The organism is Rathayibacter sp. AY2B5, assembly GCF_002931645.1.
Classification (GTDB): Bacteria; Actinomycetota; Actinomycetes; order Actinomycetales; family Microbacteriaceae; genus Rathayibacter.
This window is the reverse complement of the sequence record NZ_PSUE01000043.1, coordinates 1-16059: the sequence shown is the minus strand read 5'-3', so window position 1 is coordinate 16059 and position 16059 is coordinate 1. Positions and strand designations below refer to the sequence as shown.

The window sequence follows — 16059 nt, the reverse complement described above, 5'->3', positions numbered from 1 at the left end:
CCCCGCCGCCCCCGCCCTCGACGCCGTCGCCTTCATAGCCCGCTCCCACCGCCTCGCCGCGGTCTCCTCCAGCCGCGACGGCATCGAGCGGGTCTACCTCTCGCCCGAGCACGCCCGGGTGAACGCGATGGCCGCGCGTTGGATGACCGAGGCGGGCATGCGCACCTGGCAGGACGCGGCCGGCAACCAGTGCGGCCGCTACGAGGGCGCGACTCCGGGACTCCCGGCGCTCCTGCTCGGCTCGCACCTCGACACGGTGCCCGACGCGGGCCGCTACGACGGGATCCTCGGCGTGATGCTCGCGATCGCCGTGGTGTCGCGCCTGCACGGGGCGGGCCGGCGCCTGCCGTTCGCCGTCGAGGTCGTCGCGTTCGGCGACGAGGAGGGCACCCGCTTCGGCACAGCGCTCCTCGGCTCCCGCGCCCTCGCCGGCACCTGGGACGAGCACTGGTGGGAGCTCGAGGACGCCGACGGGACGACGCTCGTCGAGGCGTTCCACGAGTTCGGGCTGGACCCCTCGCGCATCCGCACCGCCGCGCGCGACGCGCAGGACGTTCTCGCCTACCTCGAGGCGCACATCGAGCAGGGCCCCTACCTGGAGGAGGCGGACCGCGCCCTCGCCGTGGTCTCCTCGATAGCGGGCGCCCGCCGCTTCGCACTCACCCTCACCGGCAAGGCGGGGCACGCGGGCGGAGTTCCGCTCGACCGCCGCCGCGATGCGCTCACCGGGGCGGCCGAGGCCGTGCTCGCGGTGGAGCGCATCGCGCGGGAGCAGGGCGTGATCGCCACGGTCGGCCGGCTCGAGACCTTCCCGGGCGCGGTCAACGTCATCCCCGGCCGGGTCGAGTTCAGCCTCGACCTCCGCGCCGAGACCGACGCCCAGCGCGACACGGCGTGGGACGCCATCGAGCACGCGATGTCGGAGTCGGCGTCGCGCCGCCGTCTCGCGCTGACGGTGGAGGAGACCCACTCGGCCCCCGCGGTCGTCGCCTCCTCTCGGCTGCAGGACGTCGTGCGCGCGGGCATCCGCGCGACCGGGGACGCGGAGCCGATGGTGCTGTTCTCCAAGGCCGGCCACGACGCGATGGCGGTCGCCGACCTCGCCGAGTACGCGATGCTCTTCCTCCGCTGCGAGGGCGGCGTCAGCCACCACCCGGACGAGAACGTGACCGAGGCCGACGTCGCGACCGCGCTCGACGCGTTCGAGGCGGCCGTGCTGGCGCTCGCCGACGGGACGCAGACCGCGTGACCCCCGCCCCGGCCCCCTCGACGAGCATCGGTCACCGCATCGATGCCGGCTACGCCGCGCTGTCGCGGCAGGAGCAGCGGGCGGCCGACTTCATCCTCGACCACCTCGGCGACCTGGCCGTCTACACGGCGACCGAGCTCGCCCAGCACAGCGGAGTGTCCAAGGCCACGGTCTCGCGGCTGTTCCGCCGCCTGGGGTTCTCGAACTCGCAGGAGGTGCGCGAGCACGCCCGGGCGCTGCGGTCCTCCGGTGTGCCAGTCGGTCCCGCGCAGGGACAGGGGGATCCGCTCGCCGCGCACCTCGAGAGCGAGCGGGCGAACCTGGCCCGGCTGGCCGCCGCGTTCGGCGACGGGCGGCTGGAGGAGGCGGTGCGGCTGATCGCGGGAGCGCGCGAGGTCGTCGTGATCGGACTGCGCAACAGCTACCCGGTGGCGCTGCACCTGCGCCAGCAGCTCGCGCAGGCGCGCGGACGCGTCCGGATCGCCCCGCAGCCCGGCCAGTCGCTCGGTGAGGAGCTCGAGGGGCTCGGAGCCGAGGACGTCGTGGTGCTGGTCGGCTTCCGCCGCCGCCCCGCCTCCTTCGCCGCCCTGATCGGGACGCTCGCCGCGCGCGAGGTGCCCGTGGTGCTCCTCGCGGATCCGCCCGCCCGGCGCTACGCGGAGCACGCGGCGGTCTGGCTGGAGTGCCCGGTCGACAGCGGCACGGCGCTGGACAGCTACGCGGCGGCGATGAGCGCGGTCGCGCTCGTGGCCTCCGGAGTGCTCGGGGCGTCGCCGAGGGAGTCGCGCGAGCGGATCGCCGGGATCAGCACGGCCTACGCGGAGCTCGCCGAGCTGGAGGACCGGCCGTGAGCGAGGCGGCGGAGCTGATCCGTGCGCACGCCAAGGACCCCGTCGGGCAGGCCGACCCGACTCCGTCCCTCGGCCGTGCCGAGCTGATCACCCCCACCTGCGGCGACCGGATCGAGCTGCGCGTCGACGGCGGCGTCGAGCAGGTGCGCCTCGCCTGGAGCGGGCGGGGGTGCGAGGTCTCACGGGGATCCGCGTCGCTGCTCGTGGACGGTCTCGACGGGCTGCCGGCGCCGGCGGTACGGGAGCGGATCGACGCGTTCCTCGCGGCGATGGCGCACCGGGAGGGTGCTCTCGCCGGCGAGGAGCAGGCGCTGCTCGCGGTGGCGGGCAACCCCGTCCGCTCCGTCTGCGCGACGCTGGCCTGGCGGGCGCTGGCCGCCGCCCTCGACGACGCGGGCCTGGCGTGAACCGCTCAGTCCGGCCCGTCGCGGTCGGCTCCCGACCACAGATCGCCGCACTCCACCCCGCGCGCGCCCCTCGCGCGGAGCAGGTCGCGCGCGCCGGAGTCGCCGTGCACGCCCTCGAGGAGCTCCGGCCAGTGGTCCCGTCCCAGCAGCACCGGATGACCGGGCCGACCGCGGAAGACCGCGCGGGCGAGCACGTCCGGCGCGACCGGCGCCTCCGCGAGCAGCCGGGCCCCCACGCTCGGCGGCTCCTCGGGCAGGTCGACCAGGGCGACCAGCGCGGCGACGCCCTCGGCCGCGGCGAGACCCGCGCGGAGCGACGCCGAGAGGCCGCTCTCCCACTCCGCCGCGACGACCACGTCCGCGGACGGCGGCACCAGGAGGCGCGCCCGTCCGGCCTCCGCGCCCAGGACCACGAGCACCCGCTCGCAGCCCACCGCGCGGAGCCTCTCGACGGCTCGCTCCACCCAGGGAACTCCCGCCGCGTCGCACCGCAGCGCCTTCGGGCCGCCCGCCCGGCGCCCCGCACCCGCCGCGAGCACCAGCCCGACGAGGTCCCGACTCCCGACCAGATCCATCCGACCATCGTGCCGCAGGCCGAGCCCCTGCTCCGCCGGACGAAGGAGACCGCATGACCGACACCCGATCCGAGACCGCCCGCGACGTGCTGCTCGCGTGCCTCGCCGTCCCCCGCTGGGCCGACGAGGTCGCCTCCGGCGCGCCCTACCCGTCGGCCGACGCGCTCGCCGACGCGGCCGAGCGGGCCGCGCGCACGCTCACCGAGGAGGAGGTGGAGGCGGCGCTGGCCGACCACCCCCGGATCGGCGAGCGGCACGCGGGCGCGGGGCGCTCCTCCGCGTTCTCGGCCGCGGAGCAGGCGGCGAGCCGCACGGGCGACGAGGAGCTGACCCGGCGGCTGCTGGCCGGCAACCGCGCCTACGAGGAGCGGTTCGGGCGCGTGTTCCTCCTCCGTGCGGCCGGCCGCGACCGGGCCGAGGTCGTCGCGGAGCTGGAGCGGAGACTCGGGCTCGACGACGAGACGGAGGCCCGCATCGTCGCGGAGCAGCTGCGGGAGATCACGGTGCTGCGGGTCCGCGGCCTCGACGACGGGCGCCTCGTCCGGGCGGAGGCCGCACGATGAGCGGGCACGCCAGCCGCGTCACCACCCACGTGCTCGACGCCGTCCGCGGCCGCCCCGCGCGCGGGGTCCCGGTGGCTCTCGACGCCCGTGTCGGCTCCGGCTGGGAGCGCCTCGCCGAGGCCCGCACCGACGACGACGGCCGCGTGGCGGCCTTCGGGCCGGAGCGCCTGGCCGCCGGGGTGCACCGGGTCGTCTTCGACACCGGCGTCTGGTTCGCCGCCTCGGGCACCGAGTCGTTCTACCCCGAGGTCGTCGTCGCCTTCCGCCTCGACGACGAGGAGGCGCACTTCCACATCCCGCTCCTGCTCAGCCCCTTCGCCTACTCGACCTACCGGGGCAGCTGATGCAGCTGCAGGACGTCCTCGACGCGCCGCAGCTGCGGCTGCGCGTGCTGGTCGCCGGCGACGGAGCGCTCGCGCGGCCGGTCGACGGCATCTTCACGACCGATCTCCTCGACCCGCGCCGCTACATCTCGCGCGACCAGCTGGTGCTGACCGGTCTGGTCTGGCGTCGGGACGCCCAGGACAGCGCGGCCTTCGTCGCCGCGGTCGCGGACTCGGGTGCCAGCGCTCTGCTCGCCGGCGAGGGGCTGCTGGGCTTCGTGCCGGACGACCTCGTCGTCGCCTGCCGCGAGCACGACGTCCCGCTGATCGCCGTGCCGGCCGATGTGTCGTTCGGCGCGATCACGGCGCACCTGTCGAACGCCCTCGCCGGCGACCGCGTGGCCCGGCTGACGGCCGCCCTCGCCCGCCAGCGGGAACTGCTGACGGAGGTCTACCGGGGGCAGCAGCTCGACGAGCTCGTCACGCGCACCTCGCGCGAGCTCGGACTCCCCGTGTCGGTGCTGACCGCGACCGGCCGGACCGCGGCCTCCGCCTCGCCCCTGGGGCTGGGGGAGATCGAGCGGGTCGTGCACGCGGCGCTCACGGCCCGGCGCAGCCCGGTCGTGGTCGCGGACGCCCGCGGCGTCGCCCTGTCGGTCCTCACCGTCGCAGGCGCGGGCGAGCACCGCGCCACCTCCTGGCTGGTCGTCGTCGGGGGCGACTGGAACGACTGGCCCGCCGCAGTACTCGACGCCGTGACGGAGCTCGCCGGAGTCGTGGGGGTCTACCGGCTGCAGCGGGAGGCGGCGCTCTCGGCCGACTCCGCTCTCGCCGACCGCCTGCTCGAGCTCGTGGAGGAGGACAGCGAGCAGCCCGAGGCCGCGGTGTACCTGCGGCAGCTCGGACTCGGCGGCGCCGGGCGGTGCGCCGTGGTCGCCGCCGAGTTCGAGGGCGACGCGCCCCCGGACCTGGCGCGCCGTGTCCTGGTCGACGCCGCCGCGCACCTGGGCCGCGCCGTGGTCGGACGCGACGCCCAGGGCTGCGCGGTGGCGGTGCTGCCCACCGAGGCGACCGATGCGATCCCCACCGGCGCGGATCCGCTCGCCGTCGTCACCTCGGCGCTGCGACGAGCGGGAGCCGCGTGGCCGGGCGCCGTGCTGCGCGTCGGGACGAGCGCCGCGACTCCGCTGCCCGCGCTCGGCGGCGCCCTCCGCTCGGCACGCTACGGGATGCTGCTGCCGGGCTCTCCGGGCGACGACGCTCCGGTGCGGGTCAGCGACTCCGGGGAGGTCACCTCCGCCGTGCAGCTGCTGAGCGCGGTCCCCGACCACCTGCGCTCGGTGTTCGTCGAGCTGGTGCTCGGGCGGCTCGTCGAGCACGACGCGCGCTACGGCTCGCAGCTGGTCGCCACGCTCGCGGCGTTCCTCGACTGCGGCGGCTCGTGGGTGCGCACGGCGGAGCAGACGCACCTGCACCTGAACACGGTGCGGTACCGCATCGCGAGGGTGGAGGAGCTGACGCAGCGCGACCTGTCGGACACCGCGGACCGCGCCGACCTGTTCCTGGCGCTGCGCCTGCGCTGACGGCCGGGTGCGCGCGGTCCGCACCGCGCCGCCCGGGCCGGCCCCGTCACTCCGGAGGCGCGATCCGCCTGCCCCGGACGTGCACCGCGGCGATCGCCGGCTCGCGCAGGGTCATCAGCAGGGCGAAGAGCAGCTGGGCCGTCGCCTCCTCCTCGTCGTCCGCGCGGATCCCGTGGGCGAGGACGTCGGCGAGCGGCTCCCACCGGTCGGGCTCGATGCGGAGGAAGTCCGCGTCCTTCCCGGGGTCGAGGCTGCCGAACCGGTCCTCCTGGTCGAGCGCCCGTGCGCCGGCGAGCGTCGCCGTGAACAGGAGCTCGGCCGGATGCAGGGCGACGGCCGCGTCGCCGGGCTCCGAGAGGTGCACCTTGAAGGCGTCGTTCGCCACTCGTGCCAGCAGCCACTCGTCGCCCGCGCCCACGTCCGAACCGAGGGCGACGGTGACCCCCGAGGCGACGGTCCGGCGCCAGGGCATGGTGCCGGAGCCGAGGAACTGCTGCGAGGTCGGGCAGTGGGCGATCGAGGTGCCGGTCTCCTCCATCCGGTGCAGCTCCGCGTCCTGGCAGTGCACGGCGTGAGCGAGGATCGTGCGCGGCCCGAGGAGGGAGGAGCCGCCGCGCGCGGAGCCGGGCAGGAAGAGCCCGTCGTAGGTGTCGAGGTAGCTGCGGGTGCCGTACGCGCCGAGCACGGCGGCGATCTCGCCGTCGCCGGGCCGGTCGTTCTCGTTGAGGTGGCTGTGCACGTAGACGCCGCGTCCGCGGACGTCGTCGTAGAGGTCGCCGAGCGCTCCGAGGGTCCGGGGAGTGACGGACAGCGAGAACCGCGGGACGAGCGCGACCTGCAGGAGCGGGTCCCTCCCGTGCCAGCGGTCGATCTCCTCCGACGCGAGCGTCAGCGCCTCCTCCTCGGAGGTGATCAGGGGAGCCGCCGAGGCCGGGCCCGTGGTCTGGATGCCGCGCCCCGACACGATCCGCAGCCCCGCCTCGCGGCTGCGCTCGAACAGGGCGTCCTGCGCGGCCGGGAACGCGGAGCCGAAGACCATCGCGGCGGTCGTGCCCGCGGCCACCCGCCGCCGGGTGAAGGCGCGCGCGACGACGTCGGCGAACTCCGGGTCGGCGAGCCGCGCCTCCGCCGGGAACACCGTCCGGTCGAGCCACTCGAGCAGCTGGCCGCCGCCGAAGCCGTCGGTCGAGAACGTCTGGGGGAAGTGCACGTGCGCGTCGACGAAGCCGGGCAGCAGGATCGACGCGGCGTCGCCGGAGACCGGCAGGAGAGCGAAGCGGTCCGGCAGCTCGCGGTACGGACCGACCCAGGCGATCGTGCCGTCCTCGTCCACGACGAGAGCGCCGTCCGGGATCGACACCAGCGACTCCCGCGCGGTCGCGAGCGTCGCACCCCCGGCGACGTGCAGCACGTGCCCCCGGTGGACGCCCCCGGCGCCGGTCACACCAGGCCCGTGTAGGCGGTCCAGGCGGATCCCGCGGGCGGCGCGTCGTCGCGGGTGACGCTCGCCTGGATCAGCCCGTAGGGGCGGTCGGCGGCGTGGAAGACCTCGTTGTCGTTCTCGACGCCGAAGGGCGAGAGGTCGTAGACGAAGTGGTGCTTGTTCGGCGCGGAGAGACGGATCTCGACGATCTGCGGGTACTCGTCCAGGACCGCCTTCCCCATCTCGAAGAGCGTCTGCTGGAGGGCGAGGGAGTGCACGGTCGCGAAGCGGCTCGTCATGAGCGCCTTGACGCCCGCGTAGACCGCCTCCCAGTCCATCGCCGCGATCTCGTCCTCGCTCAGGGCGAAGCGCCACTTCGCGACAAGTGAGGTCGCCATCACCCGGTCGTTCGTCGGCTGGAGGACCGTGTACGGGTCGGTGAGGAAGCCGTGGAACTCGCTCCCCGTGGACTTCAGGATCGTGAGGTCCTTGAAGCCGCCGGTGATCCAGATCCGCCGCTCCTCGCCCGAGCCCTCGACCGTGACCGACGCGATCCGCGTCTCCTGGCCCTTCCGGACCCAGGTGTGGTCGTGCTCGCGCCCGTCCACCAGCACGCGCTCCCAGGCGAACTCCTCGATCTCGATGCGGGCGCCGTGGACGGGCTCGTAGCCGTCGACGAAGTGGCGGGCCAGCTCGAGGCCGTAGGGCTCGATCGAGCGCAGGCCCTTCTCCTTGGCGAAGGCGTACGCCGTCTGCTTCTGCGTGTCCGTGGGCAGGACGGCCGACTGGTCGCCCTCTCGGTGCGCGGCCTCGAAGTCGCCGCGGAGGGCCGTGGAGACGTTGACGTCGTGGATCTCGTGCCGCGGGGTCTCGCGGTAGATCCGCACGACGCGGTTCTCGGCCTTCCCGTACTGGTGGTCCCCGAGGATGATCGACATGTCCGCTCCTGTCCGTTCCGTGCGGCCGGGCCCGGTCACGCGGTGGTGCCCGTCCTGCTCGCGGCTCCTGCGAGCCCGTCTGCCAGCCTCGCGCCTGCCGGGGGCTCCGCGCACCGGCGGAGCATCCCGAGGAGCCGCCGCCGGGACTCCGAGTCTTGTGCGATCCGCCCGCTCCGCGGCTCCGACCCGCCTCCGTTCACACACTCGAAACCTGCCGATGACACGGCGGCGCTCGGCGTGAGCGGGGGAGCTCCCCGAGGTGTCGTCAGGGAGGCGGGGCATCGGCGGGTCGAGGTCAGGGGCGGCTGAGGAGGCGCCCGGCGGGCGGGACCGTCGCGGCGGTGACGCGTCGGCCGCCGACCCAGGTGGCGGCGACGGCGCCGCGGAGGACGCGGCCCTCGTAGGCCGAGACGGGGTTCCGGTGCGAGAGGGCGTCGACGTCCACGCGCCACTGCGCCTCCGGGTCGAACGCGACCAGGTCGGCGTCGGACCCCGCGTGCAGCAGGCCCTTCTGGCCGAGCCCGGCGAACGCGGCGGTCGCCGTGGACATCCAGGCGACGACCTGCTCGAGCGGGATGCCCCGCTCGCGGGCCCCGGTCCAGACCGCGCGGAAGCTCAGCTCGAGTCCCGAGATCCCGCCCCAGGCGACGCCGAAGTCGCCGCCGGCGGGGAGCTTCAGCTCGGCGGTGGCGGGGGAGTGGTCCGAGGCGATGATGTCGATCGTCCCGTCGAGCAGCCCCTTCCAGAGCAGCTCGCGGTTGCGCTCGTCGCGGATCGGCGGGCAGCACTTGAACTGCGTGCCGCCGTCGGGGATCGAGCCGGCGTCGAAGGTGAGGTAGTGCGGGCAGGTCTCGGAGGTGATCGGCAGCCCCTCGGCCTTGGCCTCGCGCAGGAGCGGCAGCGCGTCGGCGGAGGAGAGGTGCAGGATGTGCGCGCGGCAGCCGGTCTCGCGGACGGCCTCGATCACGTGCAGGATCGCGCTGCGCTCGGAGGCGGGCGGGCGGGAGTCGACGAACGCGCCGTAGGAGGCGCCGGGCTCCAGCGCGCTCGCCTCCAGTTCGGCCGGGTCCTCGGCGTGCACGATCAGCAGTCCGTCGAAGGCGGCGATCTCGCGCATCGCCTCGACGAGCTGCTCCCGGCTCAGGTGCGGGAACTCGTCCACTCCGCTCGGCGAGAGGAAGCACTTGAAGCCGAAGACGCCCGCGTCGTGGAGCTCGCGCAGCGTGCCGAGGTTCGAGGGGATCGCCCCGCCCCAGAATCCGACGTCCACCTGCGCCTGCGGCCCGGCGGCCGCGCGCTTGGCCTCGAGCCCCGCCACCGTGGTGGTCGGCGGGATCGAGTTCAGCGGCATGTCGATGATCGTGGTGACGCCCCCGGCTGCGGCCGCGCTAGTGGCGGAGGCGAATCCCTCCCACTCCGTGCGGCCCGGCTCGTTGACGTGCACGTGGGTGTCGACGATCCCCGGGATCAGGACCTGGCCCTCGGGGAGGACGATCTCCTCCGTGGTCCGCCAGGGGGCGTCCCGCTCGCCGACTGCGACGATCAGGCCCTCGGCGATCGCGATGCTGGCCGGACGCCGGCCGTTCTCGGTCAGCACGTCGGAGGCGCGGATCACGAGGTCGAGGAAGGGAGCGTCGTCAGGCATGGATCGACCCTATACTCGGCATGTTTCCTGCGTGTGAGCGCCCGTCGGCGGCTCCGCCCGGCCTCCCCGCAGCCCCGGCGCCGTCGCCTCCCGTCCGAGAAGAGGAGGCCGTCGTGCTCGACATCGCCGCCCCCCTGCTCGAGCGCGTCGAGGGGGGCGGGAGCGTCGCGGTCGTCACGGTCACGCACGTCTTCGGCTCGGCTCCCCGCGCTCTCGGCTCCTCGATGGCGGTGGACGCGGAGGGGCGCGCGATCGGCTCGATCTCCGGCGGCTGCGTCGAGGCGCAGGCGTACGCGCTGGCCCAGGAGGTGCTCGGCACCTCGGGCAGCGCGTCCGAGCACTTCGGCTTCGACGACGAGGCGGCCTTCGCCGCCGGCCTGTCCTGCGGGGGGCAGCTGCGCGTGTTCGGCCAGGTCGTCGACTCCGGCTCCACCGCGGTCCTCGCCGAGCTGCGCGCCGCCCGCGCCGGCCGCTCGGCCGCGCTGGCGATCGTCGTCGGCGGCCCGGAGGAGCTGATCGGCCTCGTGCTCACCGGAGCGACGCGGCTCCAGGACGTCGTCGGCCCACACCTGGAGGAGGACACCGCCCGCCGCATCCTCGCCGAGCGCGAGGCGCGCCTGGCCTCCGGCCGCTCGGCCACGGTCGAGACCGCCTGCCGGGGCGCCGAGCTCGAGGTCGCCTACGTCGTGCACGCCGAGCGGCCGCGCCTGCTGATCTACGGCGCCGTCGACTTCTCCGCCGCGCTCTGCTCCGCCGGATCCCTGCTCGGCTACCGCGTGACCGTCTGCGACGCGCGTCCGGTGTTCGCGACCGCCGAGCGCTTCCCGGGTGCGGACGAGGTCCTCGTCGAGTGGCCGTCCGACCACCTCGCCCGCGCCGAGGTCGACTCGCGCACCGTGATCGCGGTGCTCACGCACGACGAGAAGTTCGACATCCCGCTGCTCGAGACCGCGCTCGCGCTCCCGGTCGCCTACGTCGGCGCGATGGGGTCGCGGCGCACCCATGAGCGGCGGCTGCGGCTGCTGCGCGAGGCGGGAGTGACGGAGGAGGCGCTCGCCCGCCTGCACTCGCCGATCGGCCTGGACATCGGCGCGTCGACGCCGGAGGAGACGGCCGTGTCGATCCTCGCGGAGGTCCTCGCCGCGCGCACGGGGACGTCCGGGGAGCCGCTCGCGGGGCGCTCGGGCCCGATCCACGCGGCGCGCTGAGCCGCACGTCCTCCCTTGACGGCGCGCCGTCGTGATCGCGCCGGCCTGCTCGCACTCCGGCGGGAAACGGCCGCGAAACACCGCGCTGCCATGCTCGGGGCATGCAGCGCCACGTCCTCACCGGAGCCCACGTCGCCACCGTCGACGCGCACGGGACCGAGCACCCCGTCGGCCACGTCGTCGTCGACGACTCCCGCATCGTCGCCGTCGGAGCCGGCGACCCTCCGGCGTGGGCCCTCGACGGACGGTCCCCGACGGGCCTGCCGGCGCAGGAGGCGATCGCGCTCACGCCGGTCGACGGCCGCGGCCACCTGCTCACTCCCGGGCTCGTCAACACGCACCACCACCTCTACCAGTGGCTCACCCGCGGCTGGGCGCAGGACTCGATCCTCTTCGACTGGCTCGTCGCGCTCTACCCCGCCTGGTCCCGCATCGACGCCGACCTGACCCGCTCCGCCGCCCTCGGCGCGATGGGCGTCCTCGCCCGGTCCGGCTGCAGCACCGTCGCCGACCACCACTACGTCTTCCCGCGGGGCTCCGGCGACATCGTCGGCGGCATCGTCGACGCGGCCGGCACCCTCGGCCTCCGGCTACACGCGACCCGCGGGTCGATGGACCTCGGCGAGTCCCGGGGCGGCCTCCCGCCGGACTTCGCCGTCGAGACCACGGCGGCCGCGCTCCAGGCCAGCGGAGAGGCGGTCCAGCGGTACCACGACGCCTCCGCCGACGCGATGGTGCGGGTCGCGATCGCCCCGTGCTCGCCGTTCTCGGTGACCACCGACCTGCTGCGAGAGTCGGCCGTCCTCGCCCGTCAGCTCGGGGTCCGGCTGCACACCCACGGCTCCGAGACCGTGGAGGAGGACGCCTACACGCGGGAGGCGTTCGGCCTCTCGCCCACCGACCACCTGGAGTCGCTCGGCTGGCTCGGCGACGACGTCTGGATGGCGCACTGCGTCCACCTCGACGCCGACGCGATCGCGAAGTTCGCGGCCACGGGCACCGGAGTCGCGCACTGCCCGTCCTCGAACGGCCGGCTCGCGGCGGGCATCGCGCCGATCCCGCAGCTGCTGGCTGCGGGAGCCCCGGTCGGCCTCGGCGTGGACGGCGCGGCGTCGAACGAGTCCGGTCAGCTCGGCTCCGAGATCCGCGCCGCGGTGCTGATGAACCGCCTGCGCGCCGGCGCCGACCGGATGAGCGCCCGGCAGGCGCTCTCGGTCGCCACCATCGGCGGGGCCCGGGTGCTCGGCCGGCAGGACGAGATCGGCTCGATCGAGGTCGGCAAGCTCGCCGACCTCGCGCTCTGGCGGATCGACGGGATCGAGCACGCGGGCATCGCGGACCCGGTCGCGGCCCTCGCGCTCGGAGCGCAGCCCCCGCTGAGCCTGCTCCTGGTGCAGGGTCGCCCGACGGTGCGGGAGGGACGGCTGGTGAACGCGGACGAGGACGCGATCGCCCGCGAGGTCGCCCGGGCGAGCACGGAGCTGGCGTCGCGCGTCTGAGCTGCGGCAGCCGATCGGCGCTCAGCCCGTCGTCGTTCAACCGGGCGGCGCCTCCGCCTCGACGGACGCGACCGGGGCGGCGTCCGGGTGCAGGAGCCGCCAGATCCGGTCGCGGGAGAGCGGCAGCTCGGTCGGCCGCACGCCGATCGCGTCGCGGACGGCGTTGGCGAGTGCGGGGGCGACCGGGTTGTAGGGCGCCTCGCTCATCGACTTCGCGCCGAACGGCCCGAGCTCGTCGGCGGTGTCCGCGAAGAGCACCTCGGTCTCGGGCACGTCCGCCATCTGCGGGATGTGGTAGTTCCGGAGGATCGCCGTGGTCACGGTGCCCTCGCCGTCGAGGATCACCTCCTCGTACAGCGCCGAGCCGATCGCCTGCGCCACTCCGCCCTCGACCTGCCCGCGGCACTGCGCCGGGTTGATCACGAAGCCGGCGTCGGCCGCCTGGACCGACAGCAGGATCCGCACCTCGCCCGTCGGCTCGTGCACCGCGACGCGGAAGCCCTGGACGTTGAACGCGAGCGAGCGCTGAGCGCCGTCTTCGCTCCCGGTCGCGGTGACCGGTCCGCCGGCCGCACGGACCAGATCGGCGAACGCGACCCGGGTGCCGTCCGGAGCGAGCAGGCCCTCGTCGTCGGGCTCGAAAGTCTCGTCGTGCCCGGTCAGCCGCTTGGCGAGCGCCTGCAGCTCGGCGAGGAGGCGCGTCGCGGCCGAGTGGACGGCCTTGCCCGCGACCACCGTGCCGGCGCTGCCGAACGCTCCGGTGTCGTAGCGGGCCGCGTCCGTGTCGGACTGGCGGATCCGCACCCGGTCGGCCGAGGCGCGGAAGGCGCTCGCGACCAGCTGCGTGTGCACGGTGGTCGTCCCGTTGCCGAACTCGGCCGTGCCGACGCCGATGGTCAGCACTCCCTCGGCGTCGACGGTGACGGTCGCCTCCGAGAAGTGGCCCCGCGGTGGGATGGTGGCGATCATCGCCAGTGCCGTGCCCTGCCCTGTCCGCCACCCCGGTCCGTCGGGGGCGGGGGAGCCGCCGCCGCCGGCCAGTGCCGCCTCGGTGAGGTCGAGGCACTGGTCGAGCCCGTAGGAGGCGAAGCCGATGTCGTCGCCCTCGACGTGCGTGACCACCAGCGGCTCGCCCGGGCGCACCGCGTTGATCCGCCGCAGCTCGAACGGGTCGATCCCGAGCTCGCGGGCGAGATCGTCCATCGCCGACTCGATGCCGAAGATCACCTGCCCGAGGCCGTAGCCGCGGAACGCCCCCGAGGGGAGGTTGTTCGTGTAGACGGCCTGCGCGTCGACGCGCTTGCTGGGCGCGCTGTAGACGGCGACCGACTCCGAGGTGCCGTGGAACATCACGCCGGGTCCGTGGTTGCCGTAGGCGCCGGTGTCCGAGAGCACGTCCACGGCGAGGGCGGTCAGCCGTCCGTCGCGCCGGGCGCCGAGCGTGACGCCGACCCGCATCGGGTGTCGGCAGGGGGCCATCGTGAACTCGTCGCTCCGGGTGAACTCGAACTGCACGGGCCGGCCGGTGGCGAGCACGGCGAGGGCGACGACGTCCTCCGTCAGGATCTCCTGCTTGCCGCCGAAGCCGCCGCCCACCCGTGCCGTGAAGACGCGGACGGTCGACGGATCGCGGTCGAACAGGCGCGCGATCTCGTCGCGCACGAGGAAGGGCACCTGCGTCGAGGTCCGCAGCACCAGCTCTCCGCCCTCGAGCCAGCCGATGGTGCCGTGGGTCTCGAGCGCCGTGTGCGCGACCCGGGAGGTCGAGTACCGGCCCTCGACGACCACGTCGGCCTCCGCGAGTCCGGCGGCCACGTCCCCGTACTCTCCGTGGAGCTCCGCGACGACGTTCGCCTCCGGCCGGGCGATGCGCGAGGCGATCGGATCCTTGTCGGCGTGCAGGAGCGGCGCGCCGGCCGAGCGCGCCTCCTCCGGGTCGAAGACGGCGGGCAGCACCTCGTAGTCGACCTCGACGGCGCGGCAGGCCGCCTCCGCCTCGGCCACCGACTCCGCGACCACCACGGCCACGCGCTGCCCGCGGAACCGGACGACCGTGTCGAGCATGCGGGTGTCGTCCGGGTCGTCGAGCCGGGACTCGTGGCGGGCGGTGGAGTAGAGGACGTCCGGGACGTCCTCGGCGGTGAGGACCGCGACGACGCCCCGCATCGCGCGGGCGGCGGTCGTGTCGATCGAGCGGATGCGCGCGTGGGCGTGCGGGCTCTGGACGACCTTCACGTGCAGCAGGCCGGGCACGGCGACGTCGAGGGTGAACGGCTCGCGGCCCTGGACGATCCGCCGGCCGGCGGGCGCGCCGAGCGAGCGGCCGACCCGGGACTCCTCGGCCGACGGGCGACCGGTGCGGCGGACGGGGGTGAGACCCGACGGCGGGGCCGCGTGCCGTCCGCGGACCGGGGCCTCCGTGCGATCCGCTCCGGACGGCTCGGCCGCGTGCGCGCCGTGCCCGGACGCGCAGGCGCCCGTCACGGCCTCGCGGATGGGGCGGTAGCCCGTGCACCGGCAGAGGTTGCCCTTCATCAGCCGCGGCACGTCCTCGGCGCGGACTCCGTCGAGCGCCGTGGCCGTGACCACCATGCCGGCCGTGCAGAAGCCGCACTGGAACGCGCCGGCCTCGACGAACGCCTCCTGCACCGCGCTCGGCTCCTCGGGCGTGCCGAGGCCGGCCGCGGTCGTCACCTCGCGGCCCTCGACGCGGTGGGCGGGGTAGAGGCAGGAGTGGAACGGCGTCCCGTCGACGAGGACGGAGCAGGCGCCGCAGTCGCCGGCGTCGCACCCCTTCTTCACCTCGAAGTGCTCGTGGTCGCGGAGGAGGGTGCGCAGCACCTGGCCGGGGCGGGGGGAGGCGTCGACCGGCTCCCCGTTGACGGTGAACCTCATCGGGCGCCTCCGGCCAGCTCGGTGCGGATCTCCTCGGCGAGCACGCGGACGACGGCGTGGCGCCAGTCGGCGGCTCCGTGCGGGTCGGTGAACCAGGTCGCGACGCCGTCGACGGCCGCGGCGAGCTCGGCCGAGGAGGGAACGGCGGCGAAGCGGAGCAGCTCCGGCCGGACGGTCGCCGCGGTGATCGTGAGCACGAACGCGCCGTCGGTGTCGAGGCGGCCGATGACGACGGCGCCGGAGCGTCCGAGAGGGGAGAGCGCCGTCTTGCGGAACGCGGTGCGCGCCCGGAGGGAGGAGAGCGGGATCTCGATCGAGCGGATGACGTCGTCCTGGGCCAGGGAAGTGGTCATGTTGCCGGTCACGAGCTCGGCGACCGGCACGGCGACGTCCGAGCCGTCGGCCCGCCAGACGAGGGCGGTGGCGTCGAGCGCGGCGGCGAGGCTGATCATCGGTCCTGCGGGCAGGGCGTTGGCGATGTTGCCGCCGACAGTGGCGACGTTCCAGATCTTGAAGGAGCCCAGCAGTGCCGTGCAGCACTGGAAGAAGAGCGCATGGGCGGTGTCGCCCGCGTCGGGCATCGCGGCGAGCTCGCTGAGCGTGCAGGTCGCCGCGATCGAGAGCCCGGCGTCCGTGCGCACGATCGGCTCCCACGCGAATCCCTGCAGGTCGAGGAGCTCGTCGAGGTGGTCGTGGGGGAGGGAGAACACCCAGGAGCCGCCTCCGATGACCGCTGAGCGCGGCCCGCGGCCCGCCAGCTCGGAGCGCTCGCGCACCACCCGGACGCGCTGGATCGTGTTCAGGTCCATGCCGCGCCTCCGTCCCGCGCCCGTCGGGCGTCTCCCCCCAGTGAACCCCACCCGTGTGACGCCCGACGGGCGCGGGACGGAGGCGCGGCAT

14 protein-coding genes are annotated in these 16059 nt (G+C 75.0%); 8 read left to right on the top strand and 6 right to left on the bottom strand.

From position 1 onward, the window contains the following. From C5C30_RS16785 to C5C30_RS16775, 3 genes are all read left to right on the top strand, one after another. The coding region (locus C5C30_RS16785; protein ID WP_374955309.1) for an allantoate amidohydrolase at positions 1 to 1249 on the top strand (1249 nt) is incomplete at its 5' end. After that, positions 1246 to 2100 carry a MurR/RpiR family transcriptional regulator gene (locus C5C30_RS16780; protein WP_219812189.1) on the top strand — a complete coding sequence of 285 codons (855 nt, stop codon included), beginning with the start codon at positions 1246 to 1248 and terminating at the stop codon, positions 2098 to 2100. The genes C5C30_RS16785 and C5C30_RS16780, both read left to right, overlap by 4 nt. Next, positions 2097 to 2507 (top strand): iron-sulfur cluster assembly scaffold protein, encoded by a 411-nt coding sequence (locus C5C30_RS16775; protein WP_104226650.1) that lies wholly within the window; start codon positions 2097 to 2099, stop codon positions 2505 to 2507. Before C5C30_RS16780 ends, C5C30_RS16775 begins: the two co-directional genes overlap by 4 nt. A 5-nt stretch (positions 2508 to 2512) precedes the next feature. Here C5C30_RS16775 and C5C30_RS16770 read toward each other — a convergent pair whose 3' ends face one another. Continuing rightward, on the bottom strand, positions 2513 to 3082 hold the full coding sequence (locus C5C30_RS16770; protein ID WP_104234583.1) for an NTP transferase domain-containing protein: 570 nt from the start codon (positions 3080 to 3082) through the stop codon (positions 2513 to 2515). 53 nt (positions 3083 to 3135) lie between these two features. Between C5C30_RS16770 and uraD the strand changes: the two genes are divergently transcribed. From uraD to C5C30_RS16755, 3 genes are read left to right on the top strand one after another with little or no spacing between them, the layout of a single operon-like run. Next, positions 3136 to 3645 (top strand): 2-oxo-4-hydroxy-4-carboxy-5-ureidoimidazoline decarboxylase, encoded by a 510-nt coding sequence (uraD, locus tag C5C30_RS16765; RefSeq protein WP_104234584.1) that lies wholly within the window; start codon positions 3136 to 3138, stop codon positions 3643 to 3645. Next, positions 3642 to 3989, top strand: coding sequence for a hydroxyisourate hydrolase (gene uraH / locus C5C30_RS16760; RefSeq protein WP_104334143.1), 348 nt, complete (start codon positions 3642 to 3644; stop codon positions 3987 to 3989). Before uraD ends, uraH begins: the two co-directional genes overlap by 4 nt. After that, positions 3989 to 5551, top strand: coding sequence for a PucR family transcriptional regulator (locus C5C30_RS16755; protein ID WP_104262994.1), 1563 nt, complete (start codon positions 3989 to 3991; stop codon positions 5549 to 5551). Before uraH ends, C5C30_RS16755 begins: the two co-directional genes overlap by 1 nt. A gap of 46 nt (positions 5552 to 5597) precedes the next feature. Here C5C30_RS16755 and C5C30_RS16750 read toward each other — a convergent pair whose 3' ends face one another. From C5C30_RS16750 to allB, 3 genes are all read right to left on the bottom strand, one after another. After that, the gene (locus C5C30_RS16750; protein ID WP_104334142.1) at positions 5598 to 6995 is read right to left on the bottom strand and encodes an amidohydrolase family protein; all 1398 of its coding nucleotides are present in this window, start codon (positions 6993 to 6995) and stop codon (positions 5598 to 5600) included. Continuing rightward, positions 6992 to 7912, bottom strand: a complete 921-nt coding sequence (gene pucL, locus C5C30_RS16745; protein WP_104334141.1) for a factor-independent urate hydroxylase — start codon at positions 7910 to 7912, stop codon at positions 6992 to 6994. Before pucL ends, C5C30_RS16750 begins: the two co-directional genes overlap by 4 nt. Positions 7913 to 8207: 295 nt before the next feature. Next, positions 8208 to 9557 (bottom strand): allantoinase AllB, encoded by a 1350-nt coding sequence (allB, locus tag C5C30_RS16740; protein WP_104334140.1) that lies wholly within the window; start codon positions 9555 to 9557, stop codon positions 8208 to 8210. Between the two features lie 113 nt (positions 9558 to 9670). On the opposite strand from allB, the gene C5C30_RS16735 reads away from it, so the two are divergent. Together C5C30_RS16735 and C5C30_RS16730 are read left to right on the top strand one after the other, a co-directional pair. Further along, positions 9671 to 10765, top strand: coding sequence for an XdhC family protein (locus tag C5C30_RS16735; RefSeq protein WP_219827814.1), 1095 nt, complete (start codon positions 9671 to 9673; stop codon positions 10763 to 10765). Between the two features lie 101 nt (positions 10766 to 10866). Beyond that, complete coding sequence (locus C5C30_RS16730; RefSeq protein WP_104334138.1) at positions 10867 to 12264, top strand: 8-oxoguanine deaminase; 1398 nt, start codon at positions 10867 to 10869, stop codon at positions 12262 to 12264. 36 nt (positions 12265 to 12300) lie between these two features. Here C5C30_RS16730 and C5C30_RS16725 read toward each other — a convergent pair whose 3' ends face one another. Next, a complete protein-coding gene (locus C5C30_RS16725; protein ID WP_104248246.1) occupies positions 12301 to 15159 on the bottom strand; it encodes a molybdopterin cofactor-binding domain-containing protein in 2859 nt (952 codons plus the stop codon). Continuing rightward, positions 15156 to 15968, bottom strand: coding sequence for an FAD binding domain-containing protein (locus C5C30_RS16720; RefSeq protein ID WP_104248245.1), 813 nt, complete (start codon positions 15966 to 15968; stop codon positions 15156 to 15158). Before C5C30_RS16720 ends, C5C30_RS16725 begins: the two co-directional genes overlap by 4 nt. Positions 15969 to 16059: the final 91 nt, after the last annotated feature.